A 16,981-nucleotide genomic window follows, 5' to 3' on the forward strand; every position below is an offset into this window, starting at 1 on the left:
CAGGTTAATATTGGAGCCCAGAAGCGGTGGTTTCGACTCCTCCAACGCTGGCGTTCTTTGCGAGAAATGCTTCACCCGCTACTCGTGCTAGTCTGAGGCGCTCAGCCTTCACCAGTTTGGTTGCCATCATGTACGGCTTTGCATCGATCTTGCGCAGGCAGTCATTCGACTTGTCGCGGATCGCTTGCTCGATTTCCTGTTTGATGAGGACAGAATCGCTGAGAGCTGACTCACCATTTTTAGCGCCAAGCTTGTAGCTGACGATCTCTAGAGCTTGTTGGATCTCCATTAGTCTTCAGTTTTTTCTTCTGCGACTATTTCTGGCTCTGGCTGATAGAGCTCAGCTCCTTTGATGAGTCGGCAGAATTCTTTTTTACTGACATCGTGGATTGTGCTCGCGGGTTTCGAGGTCGGTCATTTCCTTGTATTCGATGTCGAGGCGTTCCCACGTGGTGATAAGTAGAAATTTGTCTCCTTTTTTCCAAATCTGTCCCTGTTCGAGTTTCATGGACTCGGTGTAGGAGAGTGCTGGGACTTTGGCGAAGCTAATCGGTGATTTTATGGGAGCAGCCCGATCTAATCTTGAGCATTCTGGATGAAATGGATTTAGTCTAGAGCTGGAGGTCTTGAAAAAAGAACTCGGTGTCCCAGGCTGGTTTGGCGCCGCATTTGGGCTGGTCTTCTTCGTTGTTGGCTGGGGTGTAGAGCTTGTCGACCATCTCGCCGAGCTTGATCGGGATTGGCTGGGAAAAGTCTGGTGAGTCATAGACGTAGCTGTGGAATTCGCCATTTTCGCCGCAGGGATCGACACCTTCAGGCAGGTCATTGAGGAAATCGAGATCGTACTCACGACCGACAAAACTGGAATCAAAGTGCTTGCCACTGACACAGACGACTATGGCCTTGATGCCAGAGTCGATGATTCTTTTCGCCATGGTTGCAGTGTCGGCCTCTCTCCAAATGGGGAAAACGGTTTCGAGCTGACAGGCGTCCATTTGCTTTTGTCGGTAGGCTCTGAGGTCTTTGAGGAAGATGTCGCCGAAGCCACAATGGGTCGCACCTATCGTTTTAAGCTTAGCCATTTCAGCCGAGATCATAGAGTCGTAGTCCTTCATATTGCAGTCGCGCGGGATGAAGATTTTTTGCAGCGGTAGACCGAGCGCCTGGGCTTGGGCGTCGAGCAGTTCCTCGCGCACTCCATGCATGGAAATGCGGCGGAACTCTGAGCTGAGTGCGGTGACAATACCGGCTAACTGGCCTCCTTGCCGAGTGAGTTTATTGAGGGCGTAGGCTGAGTCTTTGCCGCCACTCCAGTGGAGCCATGTGGAATCGTTCATGCGTGATTTTTGTGAACTTAGCTGTGGTTTTTAGCACGTTTACTTTTTCTTATAAAGAGCGCCCAAGACGACCAAAGCACGGTCATGATACAGAGGTAGGCTATCAATGCTGGAGTGAGGTCTTCAGCTGATGATAGTGAACCCGCGTATGCCACAGCGATCGAGTAAATCGTACAGCTGGCACCAAAGGTGAGAAGGAATTTCAAGAACGGCATGTGGGTGGCACCAGCGAGGCAGCTCGCGGCTTCAGGGAACATAGGAAGCGCCCGGGAAAGTAACAGCACCAGCGTGCTGTGGCGGTGAAAGGTTTCTTTCATGTCTGCTAGGTGAGCTTCGTCTCGGTAGATGCGCATGAGCATACGGTAGCCGTAGATCCGACAAAGAACGTAGCCCGTGACTCCCGCGAGGGTGAGACCGAGTGATCCGCAGACGGCCCCCCAAAATGGCCCGAGGAAATACCCTCCGATGCTCACCACCAGGATCCCTGGTACTGGAATGACGATATCGGAAATAAGCAGTCCGATCACCAGCAAGCCGATCCACCGTTTGTCCCAATTCTCAGCATTGCGCAGTATCTCAGCGAGGTCGTCCTGAGTCAGTAATCCGGTCGAATTGAGCAAGAGGAAAATGAGCAGGAAAATCCCGATGAGTCCGAGGGCTGTTTTTATGAGTGGCTTCATCGTTCTATCAGTTGCTCCAATTAATATAATTCTAGATCGCAGTTGCGACAAGTGGAAAGAATCTAGCGGGAGGAACTTCGCGCTTGATGCGTGCGGACCTATCGACTTGTTTATTGCTATGGCGGAATGCGAAGTGAATGGATGTCGGTTCTTTTATCAAGATCGTGGCCCTAAAGATGGGCGAAGCGTCCCGGTGATTGTATTTGTGCACGGTCTGCTCTGGGACTCCTCCATGTTCGAGCATCAGTTAGCCGCCTTGGAGTCTAGCTATCGTTGCATAGCGATTGATCTGCGAGGGCAGGGTAAAACTGAAGTGACTGACACGGGGTACTCTATCAGCGACCAGGGAATGGACATCCAGCAGATCATCGAACACTTGGCTATCGCTCAATACCACTTTGTCGGCTTGTCGATGGGTGGGTTTATCGGAATGCGGCTAGCCGCGTGGGAGCCTGAGCGAGTTCTCAGTCTCACCGTGATTGGCAGTTCAGCTGGGCCTGAACCGGACAAGACACAGGTGAAATACCGACGGCTCGCATGGGTGGCTAGGTGGTTTGGAATCGGACCGATCGCTTCGCGCATTATGCCGATCATGTTTGGAGCGAGTTTTATGAAAAATGCTCTGAGATCTGGCGAACGTCGACATTGGTTAGGGAAGCTCAAGGCTAATTCTAAATTTGGAGTACAACGCGCCACCCTCGGAGTGATAGAGCGCGAGGACTACCGCCCTCGACTAGAGCTTATTTTCTGCCCAACACTCATCATGGTGGGCGATGAAGATACAGCGACACCGATAGTGAAGGCCGAAGACATCGTGGCGGGGGTCAAAGGGGCAGAACTCTGCGTGATTCCTCAGGCGGGTCATAGCGCATCGATCGAGCAAGCTGAGCTTGTTAGTACTATGATTACCGATTTTCTAACCAAGTTGTACAAGTGAGAACGCGGACAGTTAGAGGAATTTAGAGATGCGTTCTTGGAAGCGATTGTAGAGGTAACCGAGGCCCATGAGGATGAGTCCGATGGTGATGAAGCTGAGGATGCGGCCAAGGGTGTTGAGAGCCATGACATCGATGGTGACAACGTGGATGATAGATGCCGCTAAAGCGATCAGACCTGTGAGCCTGTAACTGCGGTGTTGAGTGAAAAGTCCGAGGCTGAAAATGGCAGCGGCGAGCAATGCCCAACAGATTGCTAGCCCATTTCCAACGTAGTGATCCAGGGTGTGAGCTGAGGCGTAGGCAAAGAGCAAAATGAGTGTGCCAAACTTGAATCCACCTTTCGCGAAGCTCCAAGGCTTGGTGAGCTTTTCATCACTCCAGTTTGGGATAGCGCAGATAGCGAGTAGTGCCGCCATCGGGAGGTAATCGAGGAGTTCAAAAGAATGATATGGCTCAATAATGCCATCAAATGAAGCAATGAAGAGAGTGGCCAGTGCGCCAGTGATCGTGAGTAAGTTGTCCTTCCTGAAGAATGCGAGACCGTAGAACGCGAGAGCCAGAACAGTGAGGAATATTTCAGGGTGATCGGTCGCTCTGCAGAGGGCTATGGCCGCTAGTGGTGCGAGGAATCTGCGCAGAATCGGTTTCGCTCCCCAGAGATATTCGCTAAGAAATAGGTGGAGGCCTAGGAACATAAAGGGGAGTAGCGACGCTGATGGGGAATGATTATTTATACTTAAAATAGCAAGAATGTGGAAGACCTGCGCTGGGATCGCGATGCTGATACGTTTGGTGATGACCGCTAAAAAGTGAGCAAGAATGGCGAGTGCTCCGCCAAAGTAGAGCCACATGAGGTCGCTGGTCGGGCTGAGGCTAACGAGTTGGTAGATTGTAAAACTGACAAAACATGAGTAGGCCCAAGCGAGAATATCGGAGATGTCGTTCCACGGGGTAAGCGGAGCTTGGTCGAAGTTGCGTTGCTGTAGCTGGAGGATTTGCTTCGAACTCCACCACATGCCGAGTCCGATGATGGGCAGTGCAACACCGAGAGAGTTAGCTGAATCGAAATGGTAAAGGCTAAGAATGCCGCCACAGACGAGAGGGATGATGCTGGCGATGAGTGCGAGGTCTTGTAGGTAGAGTTTCTTCTTGAGAGCAAGGAAAAGCCCCCAAACGAGAGCTGCTATGGCGATGGTGTAGCTGAGAGATTGAGTTGTTTCAAAGCCGTCAAACACACCGAAGTAAAGAATGATCCAAGTGGAGAAGGCTGGGAATAGAGCCACTATTCCTTCATTGCTTTCCCCGACATTGAGGCTCCATCGTGTGAGTCCCGCGTAGAGGGCGCTGATCACGCTGAGGGCTATAAAACTGAGCATCGGTGGGTCGTTGCTGAAGAAGGTGGAACCGAGGGCGAACGCATAGACAATGAGCGAGATTCCTTTTAGCCATTTGTGTTGGAGTCGGTGGCCGGCAAGCATAAGCATGATAGCTTCCAGCGCGAGAATGAGGAAGCGGTGGTAGCCAGATGCTTCGACTAGAATTCCTATGGTGATGAGAAAGAGGCCTTGGTAGAGGTAGATGTTAGAGAGCTCTTTTTTCCAGATCAATTGACGGCGGGCGAGGCCACCACAGAGTAAGAAAAATCCGCCGACAATGAGCGAAATAGTGCCCAGCTCAGGGCGATCGGTGAAGCTGGGGAGGATAAATGCCGCGAGCACCCAGCTGGAGCTGTTGTTGATGGCGGTGATCAGACGCGCTGTGGCGAGTTCTATCGTGGCTCCAGCGAAGCGCGAGGTGGCACAGGCAAAGATAGCCCAATAGCTGGCTAAGTAGCAGATGCGGACAACCGGATCGAGTTGCTGTGGGTAATAGCCTAACCAGAAAGCGTGCGCGACATAGGCTGCGCAAATGGTGATGATGCCCACGTTGTTCCATTTATAGCGTACCAGCAGGAACATTCCACTGGCGGAAAGAAGCAGGGCGGAGAACAGCGAGAGCCACCCCGCTGGATTGACTATTGTTCCGTAAAAAGCGAGTCCTGTGGCCATGATGCTGATGATGCGAGACTGCTTCCAGCACGAGTATGCCAACATGATGGCTGCCCAGGCCGTGAGTAAAGCGCCCGCCATTACAGGGCTGCTAATACAATGAAGAGATTCCACGAAGTGAGCGGCATAGATGGTGTAATAGCCTGCAGCTAGCCCTCCAGCAGTGATGGCGCGGCCGTAGAGTTTGAGATTCTCTTTGGCTCGTTCAAAATAGAAACCAGCACCCGTGAGTCCCAGTGAAAGAAGCATGAAGAACCCGACTTTGAGAGCTGCTGGAGCCTCATAAATCCAGTTCTTATAGGCATAAGTGCTGAGGAAAATAAGACCAGTGAGCAGCGAGAGAACTCCAATGCGCACTAGCCAAGTTTGACCAAAATTGATTTCCCAATTGGGGTTGAAAGTAGGAAGCTCGGCTGGGCTTTCGAGGGGAGTGTGAACCTCTGGGGGAGCTGGCTCGAATGCTTGAGGGGGCTCCACGGGTGCTGAGATCTGTGACGGCTGAGCAGCTACAGGCACTGGAGGTGGCGTGGTGTGCATGACCTCTTGATAGATTTCCTCGGAAGGCGGCTGAGTGGGGGCTTCGACGTTTGCCGTCATTTTTTGAACCTCCTCGCTGTGGACTGAGTCGCGCTTGAATTGGTCAATCGATTGCTCGAGCAGCTGGTACTGCTGTTGTAAAGTTATCAGGTGACTTGCGAGTTCTCCTTGGCGACTCTCAAGTGCGTCTAGCTTCGCTTTGGCTGCGGGATCCATTTTTGCATACTAGCAAAAGTTGGGGGAATGAGTACATCGAATATTGTGGGGGATGTATTGAGTGAATCGATGAAAGTAATGATTGGTTTGGTAGTGCTGGACTCTCAATTAGCCGCATGTAGAGGGCAAATTGTTCTACTTCCCCACGCTGAAGAGGAAATTGCCAGCCAATACATCAGCGCCAGACCACTGTTCCCTAGGGCTTTGTTAGTCGTTTTCTCGCTCCATTTGTTGCGTCCCACTCGGCCAGTTTTCGACTTAGGATGTAAATGCGTCATACTCCGTTTTTCCCCTTGCAGCATCACAGCTCACTCGTAATATCCACTTATTCTTCCCTGCAATCCCCTTTATGCTCTATCAACGGCGGCCACAACCAATTCAAGAATGATTAATATTATGAGACGAATCCAATTAGCAAAGATGATCCTAGTTCAAGCCACTGCGGTGCTCATACTTGGCTGTACCACTGCCAGTGCGCAGGACGATAGTTTTAAATCTATTTTCAATGGTAAAGACCTCAAGGGCTGGGACGGCAATCCCGATCTGTGGTCGGTCGAGAACGGTGTCATCACCGGCAAGACCACCGGCCCTGCACAACTCAAGTATAACCAGTTCCTGATCTGGCGCGGTGGTAAGGTGAAGAACTTCGAGTTTCGGGCCAAGGTGAAGCACACGGGCAACAACTCCGGCATTCAATACCGCAGCAAGGAACTCCCCGCAATCGGTAAATGGTCGGTCGGCGGCTACCAGTGTGACCTTCACCCGAATGCACCCTATAACGCGATGATTTACGAGGAGCGCGGCCGCGGCATCACCGTGACAAACGGCCAGGGAGTCGTCGCCGACCCTGAGGGAAAGCGTTGGATCACAGATCAGCGTGACCCGGTCAAAGTCGATACCACCCAGTGGCACGAATATTCGATTATCGCCAAAGGCAATCACATCGTCCACAAGATCGACGGTAAGATGACCATCGAGTTCCACGATTTCGATGAGAAGGCTCGCTCGCTCGAAGGCGTCCTCGCCTTCCAGGTTCACCGTGGCCCAGCGATGAATGTGCAGATCAAAGACGTGAGGCTCAAGGTGCTGCCGGACGGTGGCGTGATCGACTTCAAAAACTTCGCCATCCCGAGCGATGCTCATGTGATTGAAAAAAAGAAACCGACGCCAAAGAAGAAAAAACCAGCTCCAAAAAAGAAGCAGGCAGCGAAATCAAAAAAGAAACGCGCACAAGTCGGTCCAGCTATCGGTGAGAACAAAGCCACGCCCATCGCAAACATCACCAAGCCAGAAGGCTTCAATGTCGAGCTGATCTACTCGGTCCCAGGCATCGAACAAGGTTCATGGGTCAATCTATGCAACGACGATAAAGGGCGCATCTACGCCAGCGACCAGTACGGCGGCCTTTACCGATTCACTCCTCCAGCCCCAGGCAAAGAGCTTAAGAAGAGCGATGTGCAAAAACTCCCGATCAACATTCGCGCCGTCAATGGAATGCTCTTCGCCTTCGACGCTCTATACGTCGGCGTTAATGATTACGAGAGAAAGATGGAGAGCGGACTCTACCGCATCACTGACAGCAACAACGATGACATGTTGGACAAGGTCGAAAAACTCCGCGGTATGGAAGCACGTGGCGATCATGGCGTCCATGCCATCGTCCTCACCCCAGACAAAAAAAGGTCTCTACCTGATTTGCGGCAACAACGTTGATCTGACCAAAGCAGCAGCGACCTCACCGGTGAAATCGCTCTGGAGCGACGACCACCTTCTACCGCGCATGCCCGATGGCCGCGGCCACAACCGCGACCGTCTCGCACCTGGTGGCATCATCTACCGCGTCGATCCCGACGGTAAAGACTTCGAGGTGTTCGCCAATGGCTTCCGCAACATTTTTGACGCTAGCCTTAACCACGACGGTGACCTGTTCACCTATGACGCCGACATGGAGTATGACTTCAACACACCTTGGTATCGCCCGACGCGAGTCAACCACGTCCTCAGTGGTGGCGAGTATGGATGGCGTAATGGTGCCGGTAAGTACCCGGAATTCTACATCGACAACCTCCCAGCCACACTCAATATCGGACCCGGCTCACCCACTGGCACTACCTTCGGCTTCGGCGCGAAGTTCCCCGCGAAGTACCAGAACGCCCTTTACGTGCTCGACTGGAGCTGGGGAAAAATCTACGCGGTCCATCTCAAGCCTGAGGGCTCTAGTTACACAGCGACTAAAGAAGAATTCATCACTGGCGGTCCACTGCCTGTCACCGATGCCATCATCCACCCCGACGGAGCGATGTATTTCGCCATCGGCGGCCGACGCGTCCAGTCCGGACTCTATCGGGTCACCTACACCGGTAAACAAAACACCGCACCGGTTAAGCTGCAGCCCGCCAAGCTGCCACTGCACGATCTTCGCAAGAGCCTCGAGGTCTTCCACGGCAAGCAAGATCCAAAAGCTGTCGTCACCGCCTGGCCACAGCTCGGTCACAGCGATCGCCTCATCCGCGCCGCGGCCCGTACAGCACTCGAACACCAGCCGGTCGGTGAGTGGAAAGCCAAAGCACTTGCAGAGAAAGACGCCACAGCGCAGTTAGAAGCACTGCTAGCACTCACCCGTGTGGAGAGCACTGCGAAGACCGCTTCGATCAGTCGCGCGATTCTCAACGCCATTCTAACACGAGATTTCGCCAAGCTAAGCCGCGAGCAACGTCTCGGCTATGTGCGTCTCATCCAGATCGTCTTGCACCGTTTCGGCAACCCGGACGCGGCAACCTTGGGTCTGATCACAGCCAAGCTCGACGCCGTCTACCCAGCCGAGACTTTCGAGGAGAACTGGTTGCTCACCGAGACGCTCGCCTACCTACAAGCTCCGAACACCGCCGCCAAGGCGATGGCACTCATCAACGCCGCGCCGAGCCAGGAGCCGCAGATGGAATACGCCCGCAGCCTGCGCTTCCTGAAAACTGGTTGGACTAAAGACCTGCGCAAGCAGCAACTCGAGTGGTTCCTCAAAGCCTCCAATTACAACGGCGGTGCCAGCTTTGCCAAATTCATTGAATTCATCCGCAACGACTCGCTCGCCACCTTCACCGGTGCCGAGAAAAAGGAGCACGGCAAACTCATCGCCAAGAAGCCCGAGAAAAAGAGCGCCATCGAACTCTCTGGTGCCATCTTCGCTGGCCGCACACCGACCATGTGGAAGCTCGAAGACCTCAGCCCGGCCGCGCAGAACAGCATGAAGGGACGTGACTTCGCCCGCGGTAAAAAGATGTTCGCCGCCGCCGCTTGCTATGCCTGCCACAGATTTGGCAACGCCGGCGGCATGACTGGTCCCGACCTGACTGGTGCTGGTGGCCGCTACAGCGCCCACGATTTCCTCGACCAGATCATCAACCCTAGTAAAGAGATCAACGAACAGTTTGCTCCGATCATTGTTACCCAAAAGGACGGTAAGACCCTCACCGGCGTCGTTGTCAATCTTAGCGGCGACAACGTCACCATCAACACCGATCTCAGCGACCCGAACCAGCGAATCAACGTCGATCGCAAAACTGTCAAGAGCATCAAGCCGAGTGAGGTCTCCATGATGCCACCGCACCTCCTCATGATGCTTACCAAAGATGAGATCTTCGACCTCGTCGCCTATGTGCTCTCCGCCGGTGATGAAGCCAACGCTGCCTTCAAAAAGTAAAAACTGATCTGACTCATCGCCGCCGTCATGGCCGAGGGTGAACCCAACCTCGGCCTGATAATGTCTGGCGAACAATCGTGGACGGACTAGAGCTTCATGGGACACTCAGCGATTCAGATGCCTCCAGCCATCAGAGATTTGATTTATTAGACATACAACACCTGAAGGAAATGAGATTATCTCTTTATTTACCCTGAACGCAAAAAAAGCAGAGCCGGAATGGGCTCTGCTTTAGAAAGTGATTCTAGCGCTTAGTGCTAGATTCAAAATACGACTTATGCGCGGCCGAGGTAGGAGCCGTCTTCAGTGCTTACTTTCAGCACGTCACCAGGCTTGGATCACCTGCTAGCTGGATGCGCGGCGGAGACGTCCAGCAAGCTTCAGGTCAATTAGTCTGTCTCACAGTCGTGTCTCATAGTCGTGATCACCCCCGATAAGCCCTCGGCGTAACCCCCTTATGTTTCTTAAACCATTTTGAGAAATGGGATAGGTAGGTGAAGCCCATTTCGTTGGCGACGCCGTTGATTCTTTTCTTGGCTTGCTTGAGGGATGTGCAAGCGAATTCGATGCGTATGTTTTCGAAGTATTCGCGTGGGGTTAGTTGGAGGTCGCGTTGAAAGAGGCGTCTGAGGTGGGTTTGGCTGGTGCCGACTGATTGGGCTAGGGCGTCAAGATCGAGAAACTCGCCTATGTCATGACTTTGCATGAGGCGCACGGCTTGCATGACGCGTTCATCAATATCCATATTGCAGCGGTGTTCGATGCCGGCATTTTGGAGCGTGTCTACAAGGGTCATAAGCCATTCTGATAGAATGCTTTGGAGTTTGAAGAATTCTTTCAGCCCCGCTCTGCTTTCCCGTGCATCCCATGTCTCAGGGTTGATTTTTTTCATGATGCGCAGCATCGGCTTGGCCTTTCGTTCGAGGGCAGGCACCTTATCGGCGTCGAGTACAATGCTTAAACCCTGATCGAAGAGGTCGTTGCCATCAGGCCAGCGGGCCAGGAAGGCGATGGAAAGCATGCGCGTGTCGGGGCTGAAACTTTGCACGCGCTTGCCTGGCTTGACGATAAGCCATTGGCCGGGCGAGGCCTGAAAGATTTCGCCGTTTTCCTGTTCCACCTTGACCCAGCCGCTCTTCACTAGCCAGGCGGCACTGTTGCTGTATTCAGTGGACCTTGTGATTTTTCCGGTCTGTTCACTGTCGACAGCATAGTCGTGGCACCACAGGAGGTGTGTGTTCAAATTGAGCCAGTCGCGGTAGAGCATGAGAATGTTTTTAATGTATAAGTAATTGTTTAAATAGAGTAAGAATCGTGACTTGTTTGTCGAGCGGAAATCTCGCAGTATTTGAGAAGTGCAGCCCGTCGACTACATCATACTACTCGTCTATCTGATCGGAATATTTCTGGTCGGGTTCTGTTTGTCTTTAAAGAACAAGACTTCGAGTGATATGTTTGCTGCCGGTGGAGAGTCGCCTTGGTGGACATCGGGGCTGAGTTCGTTTATGACGATGTTTTCAGCGGGGACTTTTGTTGTATGGGGTGGTATTGCTTACAAGTATGGTATGGTCGCCGTGACGATCAATCTCTGTTATGGTATCGCTGCCATACTCGTTGGCTTTTTTGTTGCGAGTCATTGGAAGCGCTTAGGGGTGAAGACGCCTGCGCAGTTTATTGAACTTCGTTTCGGTCTTCCGGCGGTGCAGTTTTATATCTGGTCGATGATGGTGTTTCGCCTGGTGAGTGTTGCGATTTCGCTTTATTCGCTGGCAATCGTGTTGACGGCGATGATGCCGCTGGATACTTCGAATCCACTTTGTGATCCTGCGACAGGGCACCTCTCTCTCGTTTGGGCAGTGGCCATTTTTGGCAGCATTGTGATTGTCTACACTATGGCCGGTGGGCTATGGGCGGTATTGATGACGGATGTGCTGCAGTTTATCGTGCTCAACCTTGCAGTCTTGTTTATTGTTCCCCTTGCCTTTGGTCAGGTCGGCGGTGTGGCTGCTTTTATTGATAAAGCACCAGATGGATTCTTCGCGCTGACGCAGGACAAGTATACCTGGTTCTTTATGGTCGGGTGGGCGATGATACACTTCTTTATGATCGGAGCCGAGTGGGCATTCGCGCAACGCTTCATCTGTGTGCCGAGCGAAAAGGATGCGCGTAAAAGCACTTATCTGTTTGGCATTCTCTACTTGTTCAGTCCGCTCTTGTGGCTGCTCCCGCCGATGATCTATCGTGTCATCAATCCGAATGCAGATCCGCAGGAAGCCTATATCCTTGCCTGCCAAGCCGTCTTGCCTGCCGGCATGTTGGGGCTGATGGTGGCGGCTATGTTCTCGGCCACAGCGAGTATGGTCAGTTCACAGTTGAATGTCTTTGCGGGCGTTTTGACAGATGCGATTTATCGCTTGAAATTCAATCCGAAGGCCAGTGAAAAGCAACTGATGCAAGCCGGTCGTGTCTTTACTGTTCTTCTGGGTGTCGCGGTCATCTTTGTTTCCTTGGCCATTCCCTACCTTGGAGGTGCGGAAAAACTCGTGGTATCGATCAGTAGTTTGATGGTCGGCCCCTTACTGGCACCCACGATATGGGGACTCTTCAGTAAGTCCATTGATATTAAGGCCATTTGGACCTGTGTTGCGGTCAGTTTTGTGCTCGGAGTGATCGCTAAGTTTGGTCTGGTTGCCGATGGCTTCTTATGGATGGACAGCACACGAGCGCTTTCGGAATGGATCGCAGCCAATGGGCAAACGACAGACCTCATTATCGGTGTCGTCATGCCAGTCATTATTTTGAGCAGCATGCACTGCATGAAGTCCACGACTGCTGAAGGCTGGGATAAGGTGAAGGATTTTGTTAAAGAGAAAAGCGATAGTGCGGTGCAAACCGAAGCCAGTTCCATGCCTGCCATGATCGTCGGTGGCTGTCTCTTTGTCTGTGCGCTGATGATGTTTTCACTGGCAGTTTACAATGATGAAGGCAAGGGCCTGCTGACTGCTTTTGGCGGCGTGCTACTGTTGATCACTGTCGTTATCTCACTTTACTTGTATTTTAAAAATAAGGGTACGAAACCTACATCATGATTATCGAAAAATCGACCTCCAGCAGAGAGCTGAAATTACTTACTCTCAAAACGGATCTCTGTATCATCGGCGGCGGATTAGCCGGCGTGTGCACAGCCATCACCGCAGCGCGCGAAGGCGTGAAAGTAGTCGTTTTGCAGGATCGACCGGTTTTAGGCGGAAACGCTTCCTCGGAAGTGCGTCTCTGGGCCTTGGGCGCAACCTCTCACCAGGGTAATAATAACCGCTGGGCGCGTGAGGGTGGTGTGATGGATGAAATCATGGTCGAGAATACTTTCCGCAATAAGGAAGGAAATCCCTTGTTCTTCGATGCCCTGCTACTTGAGAAGGTGAACGCGGAAGCGAATATCACGCTGCTCTTGAACACCGCCATGCTCAGTGCTGATAAGCGTGATGAAAAAAACATTAAATCCGTCCGCGCGTTCTGCAGTCAGAACAGCACGATGTATGAAGTTGAAGCGCCGTTGTTTTGTGATTCCTCAGGTGATGGTATTCTTGCCTATCTGAGTGGCGCGGCGTATCGGGTCGGTGCGGAAGCCGCATCTGAATTGAACGAGCCTTTGCGCCAGATGAGTCCTACGGGGAACTTTTGGGACACACGATTTATTTCTACAGCAAAACCACCGATAAGCCGGTCAAGTATGTCGCACCCGATTTTGCGCTCAAGGACATCACAACGATACCAAGGCATGAGCATATCACGGTCAAGAGCCATGGCTGTTCCTTGTGGTGGCTCGAATACGGCGGACGCATGGATACGGTGCATGATACCGAAGCCATTAAGTGGGAGCTTTGGAAGGTCGCTTATGGAGTCTGGGATCATCTGAAAAATTCAGGCAAGTTTCCGGAAACAGCGAATCAGACGCTGGAATGGATTGGTAGTATTCCCGGTAAGCGCGAGAGTCGTCGTGTGGAAGGGGATTATATGCTCTCGCAATCAGATATCGTGGATCAGAAAGCATTTGATGATGCGGTGTCTTTTGGCGGATGGGCGATTGACTTGCATCCAGCGGATGGTGTTTACAGTGATAAATCCGGCTGCTCTCAGTTTCATAGTGCGGGGGTGTATCAGATTCCCTACCGTTGTTTTTACAGCCGCAATATTGAGAATCTTTTTGTCGGTGGACGTTTGATATCGGCTTCCCACGTCGCCTTTGGTTCCACCCGTGTCATGATGACCTGCGGGCATAATGGTCAGGCGATTGGTATGGCTGCGGCCATGTGTCATGAAGCTACCTTGAAACCTAGAGACTTGCTTGAGCAAGGTCAAATGCGCGCATTGCAGACGCGATTAATTAAGTGCGGGCATTATATTCCGCATGTCAATGCAGACGATCACGGCGATCTCGTACAATCGGCAACGTTGGAAGCGTCCAGTGAATTAAAGCTCAAGGCTCTGTGCCCCTGCGCCGAGTCTGCATCATTAGAAGGATCGCGTGCGCTCTTATTGCCGGCGCCCAAGGGAGCTTTCCCGCAGATGAGTTTTAAATTCACTTCCGCCGAGGATAAGGAACTGGTGTTTCAACTGCGTGGGACAAGCAAGCAGGGCAACTTCACTCCGGACATCACCCATGAGGAAAAGCGAGTGGCTTTGAAGCAAGGGAAGGACGTGGAAGTGACAGTCACTTTTGATTATGAGGCCGAGCAGGAGGAATACCTCTTTGTCTGCATCATGGCCTGCCCAGGTGTTTCGATGCAGCTATCAGATGACTTGATTAGCGGTATGATGTCGCTATCTAATTCCGGAAATAAAGCGGTGTCCACAAACCTGATTCAGCAGCCACCTGAAGGATCAGGATTCGATTCATTTGAGTTCTGGCTGCCTGAGCGCAGGCCCGGAGGTAAGTTGCCGGCAGTGACTTTTTCCCCACCCTTGAGCACATTCGCTAAGGATCAGATCAAAAGCAGTTATTACCGCCCCTTTATTACCTCCAATCTCTGGCTTGCTGATAGCGACGATAAAAAGCCATCGATCACTGCCAAATGGGACAAAGCGCAGGCTATCAATAAGGTCGTTCTCTTCTTTGATGTGGATTATGATCACGCCATGGAAAGTGTGCAGTTCGGTCACCACGATGATGCCATGCCGTTTGGTGTGAAAGCTTTTCAATTAAAAGATGGGGAAGGGAATGTGCTTTATGAAAATGATAACAATCATCACGGCCGTGTGGAGATTTGTTTTCCCGAAACAGCGACAACAGATTCTCTTGTATTAGAAATTTCGGACACGCACGGGGCGCCAGCGGCTGTGTTTTCGATGCAGGCGTATGGGTAAAAGATTCACGATTTTTAAAATGCTAACACAGATGAACACAGCTAAGAAATCATTCAAAATAACAACAATCAACAATGAGGATTATGTACACACTACCCACCTGCAATATGAATACTAAACCGAGCCTACTAACCCAAATGGTTCTTCTGTTTGGATTCTGTCTCATTCAGACATCCGGCAACCTCTTCGCAAACTCGGGCTGGCACGAAGAAGCATTTCCGACCACCATATCGTATGCCTCCATGACGGAACAGGAACGCGTCGAAGCCGGATTGGTTGCCGCTGTGGAAAGCGGAAAACTCTCCGGTGAGAAGCGTTGGAACTATACACTTAAAGAAGCCGGAGATTATCAGTTGGGGACCGCTTGGATTGAACCTCTTTCTGATGGTGAGGTTCAGGTCGTCATCTCCGTCAATGGGAAAGAGGTTAAAAACATTACGGCAGCAAAAGACAGCTCGAAGACCCCGGGCCGTTCGGAAAGAGATTTTGGTCTTTTCAGACTGGAAAGCCGTTTTGAAGGATTGGCTCAGGGGACCCGGATCGAGATTAAAGCGGTACCGGCCGGGGATCTGTCCTATCGACTGGCTTTTCATCTGGTTTCCACCACGCCCACTTTTGAAGGACTTAAGGTCTTTAATGCGGCCGACTTCGGTGCTCTGGGCGACGGCGTCCATGACGATATGGCGGCGATCCATAAAGCGGTGGATGCGGCCAAGGCGGCGGGCGGCGGGATTATCCGTTTCGAGAAAGAGAAAATCTACCGGGTTATCGGTCGGGATGACCTGACCTACGAAGTGGTTTTTGAGCTGCTGGATGCTGCGAATATTAAAATAGAAGGGCAGGGTTCGACCTTTGTGCTGCATCCGCCGGACGGTTTGGCGAATGTCCGTCGGTCCCGGAATATTCAGATCGACGGGCTACGGGTGGACTACGACCCGCTCCCTTATTATCAGGGTGCGGTCAAAAATATTGACATCGACAAAATGACGGTGGATCTGGTGGTGCCGGAGCGTTACGCTGTGCCGCTTACCGGTACCTGTAAAAACGAAAATCCCTATTTTGCCCGCTCTTTTTGCCCCGATTCCCCCGGGGCGCGGACCGGGACTTCCCGGAGCATCTATGTCACCTCTGTAGAGGCATTAGACGACCCTCGGCACATTCGATTGCATGTCGGTCAAACCACTGAAGGGAGTGAAATTTCGCGCAATATTAAACCGCGGCTAATCGCGGCAAAAAAAGAGCGTGCAACCGAGTTTATTGTTCCCCATAGAGACTATGGTCACCGTGAGGGATGGACTCACATCTCTCAAAGTGCGCGCGTCAAATTCTCCAACCTCCGTTATTATCTGGCGCCCTATTTCTGGATGCGGGTGAAGGGCAACAGCGGCCCCGTGACGTTTGAAAATGTGGATCTTAAGATGAAGCATCCGGAAACCGAACTGCTCGCTTCTTGGCGTGACGGTTTCCATATCAAGAATGGGCGGTTCGGCACCTTGATTGATGGTTGCGATATGGACGGGGCGGCTCAGTATGACGATACTTTTGCGCTCTACACGCGGATGCATAACGTCATTGCGATTGATGCTGAAAACAAAACGCTGAGCCTGGATGCCGGGTTCCGCGATCATAAAGATATCTACTCGTGGCTCGAAGGCGATTGGGTTAGTGTCTGGAATAAGAATCAGACCCACCTGCGCGGATTGGCGCGCCTGGTTAAGCTGAAGGATGAGCCCGAGAGCGAAAAACGTTTTCACCTCACGCTGGAGCAGTTGCCTTCCGGCATTCAACCCGGTGATGTGGTGATGAACGAGGAGGTTCTGAACCGGGGCACGCTGATCCGAAACTGCACCACCAGTTCTACGGGAGCCGGCCCTTATGCAAGTACCCGATTCCGGGGGAGCGACGTTTTGTTGGAGAATAATGATTTTAAAATGTTTAATTTCCACGTTGAGTTTAACCCATTCTGGGGCACGCCGCGCTCACGTGATGTTCGCCTGAAAGGCTGTCGTTTTAGCGCGCCTCGGGGTGGAGTGAAGCTCAGCTCACCCATCGGGATGCTGTTTGAAAGATGTCGCTTTGACCAGGTGGGGGTTAGCGCCAGCAGTAAGGCCGAAAAGGTCGTGTTCCGCGATTCTTCGTGGTCGAACGTCAGCAAGATGATAGA

The 16,981-nt window shown here is 52.0% G+C and carries 11 protein-coding genes and 2 pseudogenes; 7 read left to right on the plus strand and 6 right to left on the minus strand.

What is annotated here, in order from left to right; genetic code table 11:
* Window positions 1-4: 4 nt before the first annotated feature.
* The 4 genes from BSZ32_RS09775 to BSZ32_RS09790 form a co-directional block, all read right to left on the minus strand.
* Window positions 5-289, minus strand: a complete 285-nt coding sequence (locus tag BSZ32_RS09775) for an FKBP-type peptidyl-prolyl cis-trans isomerase N-terminal domain-containing protein (RefSeq protein ID WP_105043254.1) — start codon at window positions 287-289, stop codon at window positions 5-7.
* Between the two features lie 84 nt (window positions 290-373).
* On the minus strand, window positions 374-508 hold the full coding sequence (locus BSZ32_RS20090) for a hypothetical protein (protein WP_276308424.1): 135 nt from the start codon (window positions 506-508) through the stop codon (window positions 374-376).
* Window positions 509-611: 103 nt separating this feature from the next.
* Complete coding sequence (locus BSZ32_RS09785) at window positions 612-1,337, minus strand: Dph6-related ATP pyrophosphatase (protein ID WP_105043255.1); 726 nt, start codon at window positions 1,335-1,337, stop codon at window positions 612-614.
* Between the two features lie 17 nt (window positions 1,338-1,354).
* Entirely contained in the window at window positions 1,355-2,017 is a 663-nt protein-coding gene (locus BSZ32_RS09790) for a TVP38/TMEM64 family protein (protein ID WP_105043256.1), read from the minus strand.
* On the opposite strand from BSZ32_RS09790, the gene BSZ32_RS09795 reads away from it, so the two are divergent.
* Window positions 2,004-2,954 (plus strand): alpha/beta fold hydrolase, encoded by a 951-nt coding sequence (locus tag BSZ32_RS09795; RefSeq protein ID WP_165788763.1) that lies wholly within the window; start codon window positions 2,004-2,006, stop codon window positions 2,952-2,954. The two genes, BSZ32_RS09790 and BSZ32_RS09795, sit on opposite strands and share 14 nt — an antisense overlap.
* A gap of 12 nt (window positions 2,955-2,966) precedes the next feature.
* Here BSZ32_RS09795 and BSZ32_RS09800 read toward each other — a convergent pair whose 3' ends face one another.
* A complete protein-coding gene (locus tag BSZ32_RS09800; RefSeq protein WP_105043258.1) occupies window positions 2,967-5,756 on the minus strand; it encodes a DUF2339 domain-containing protein in 2,790 nt (929 codons plus the stop codon).
* Between the two features lie 396 nt (window positions 5,757-6,152).
* Between BSZ32_RS09800 and BSZ32_RS19305 the strand changes: the two genes are divergently transcribed.
* Window positions 6,153-7,469: a 3-keto-disaccharide hydrolase gene (locus tag BSZ32_RS19305; protein ID WP_206018799.1), complete on the plus strand. Its 1,317-nt coding sequence runs from the start codon at window positions 6,153-6,155 to the stop codon at window positions 7,467-7,469.
* Window positions 7,399-9,453: a c-type cytochrome gene (locus BSZ32_RS09805; protein ID WP_206018800.1), complete on the plus strand. Its 2,055-nt coding sequence runs from the start codon at window positions 7,399-7,401 to the stop codon at window positions 9,451-9,453. Before BSZ32_RS19305 ends, BSZ32_RS09805 begins: the two co-directional genes overlap by 71 nt.
* A gap of 424 nt (window positions 9,454-9,877) precedes the next feature.
* Here the strand turns inward: BSZ32_RS09805 and BSZ32_RS09810 are convergent, their stop codons facing one another.
* Complete coding sequence (locus tag BSZ32_RS09810) at window positions 9,878-10,720, minus strand: helix-turn-helix domain-containing protein (protein WP_105043259.1); 843 nt, start codon at window positions 10,718-10,720, stop codon at window positions 9,878-9,880.
* Window positions 10,721-10,808: 88 nt separating this feature from the next.
* Between BSZ32_RS09810 and BSZ32_RS09815 the strand changes: the two genes are divergently transcribed.
* The 4 genes and pseudogenes from BSZ32_RS09815 to BSZ32_RS18825 form a co-directional block, all read left to right on the plus strand.
* Window positions 10,809-12,542 carry a sodium:solute symporter family protein gene (locus tag BSZ32_RS09815; protein WP_105043260.1) on the plus strand — a complete coding sequence of 578 codons (1,734 nt, stop codon included), beginning with the start codon at window positions 10,809-10,811 and terminating at the stop codon, window positions 12,540-12,542.
* A pseudogene (locus tag BSZ32_RS20585) lies at window positions 12,539-13,096 on the plus strand (FAD-dependent oxidoreductase); the annotation flags it as partial. The gene BSZ32_RS09815 and the pseudogene BSZ32_RS20585, both read left to right, overlap by 4 nt.
* A gap of 35 nt (window positions 13,097-13,131) precedes the next feature.
* Window positions 13,132-14,817 carry an FAD-dependent oxidoreductase gene (locus tag BSZ32_RS09820; protein ID WP_206018801.1) on the plus strand — a complete coding sequence of 562 codons (1,686 nt, stop codon included), beginning with the start codon at window positions 13,132-13,134 and terminating at the stop codon, window positions 14,815-14,817.
* A 107-nt stretch (window positions 14,818-14,924) separates the two neighbouring features.
* Window positions 14,925-16,981: pseudogene (locus tag BSZ32_RS18825) on the plus strand (hypothetical protein); the annotation flags it as partial.

This window comes from Rubritalea profundi, from assembly GCF_002954445.1.
Classification (GTDB): domain Bacteria; phylum Verrucomicrobiota; class Verrucomicrobiia; order Verrucomicrobiales; family Akkermansiaceae; genus Rubritalea; species Rubritalea profundi.

What these genes read in the sequence shown, in the direction of transcription:
- BSZ32_RS09775 (WP_105043254.1), bottom strand. Translation starts at nt 289, where the DNA reads ATGGAGATCCAACAAGCTCTAGAGATCGTCAGCTACAAGCTTGGCGCT.
- BSZ32_RS09790 (WP_105043256.1), bottom strand. Translation starts at nt 2,017, where the DNA reads ATGAAGCCACTCATAAAAACAGCCCTCGGACTCATCGGGATTTTCCTG.
- BSZ32_RS19305 (WP_206018799.1), top strand. Translation starts at nt 6,153, where the DNA reads ATGAGACGAATCCAATTAGCAAAGATGATCCTAGTTCAAGCCACTGCG.
- BSZ32_RS09785 (WP_105043255.1), bottom strand. Translation starts at nt 1,337, where the DNA reads ATGAACGATTCCACATGGCTCCACTGGAGTGGCGGCAAAGACTCAGCC.
- BSZ32_RS09810 (WP_105043259.1), bottom strand. Translation starts at nt 10,720, where the DNA reads ATGCTCTACCGCGACTGGCTCAATTTGAACACACACCTCCTGTGGTGC.
- BSZ32_RS09805 (WP_206018800.1), top strand. Translation starts at nt 7,399, where the DNA reads ATGGCGTCCATGCCATCGTCCTCACCCCAGACAAAAAAAGGTCTCTAC.
- BSZ32_RS20090 (WP_276308424.1), bottom strand. Translation starts at nt 508, where the DNA reads ATGAAACTCGAACAGGGACAGATTTGGAAAAAAGGAGACAAATTTCTA.
- BSZ32_RS09800 (WP_105043258.1), bottom strand. Translation starts at nt 5,756, where the DNA reads ATGGATCCCGCAGCCAAAGCGAAGCTAGACGCACTTGAGAGTCGCCAA.
- BSZ32_RS09795 (WP_165788763.1), top strand. Translation starts at nt 2,004, where the DNA reads ATGAGTGGCTTCATCGTTCTATCAGTTGCTCCAATTAATATAATTCTA.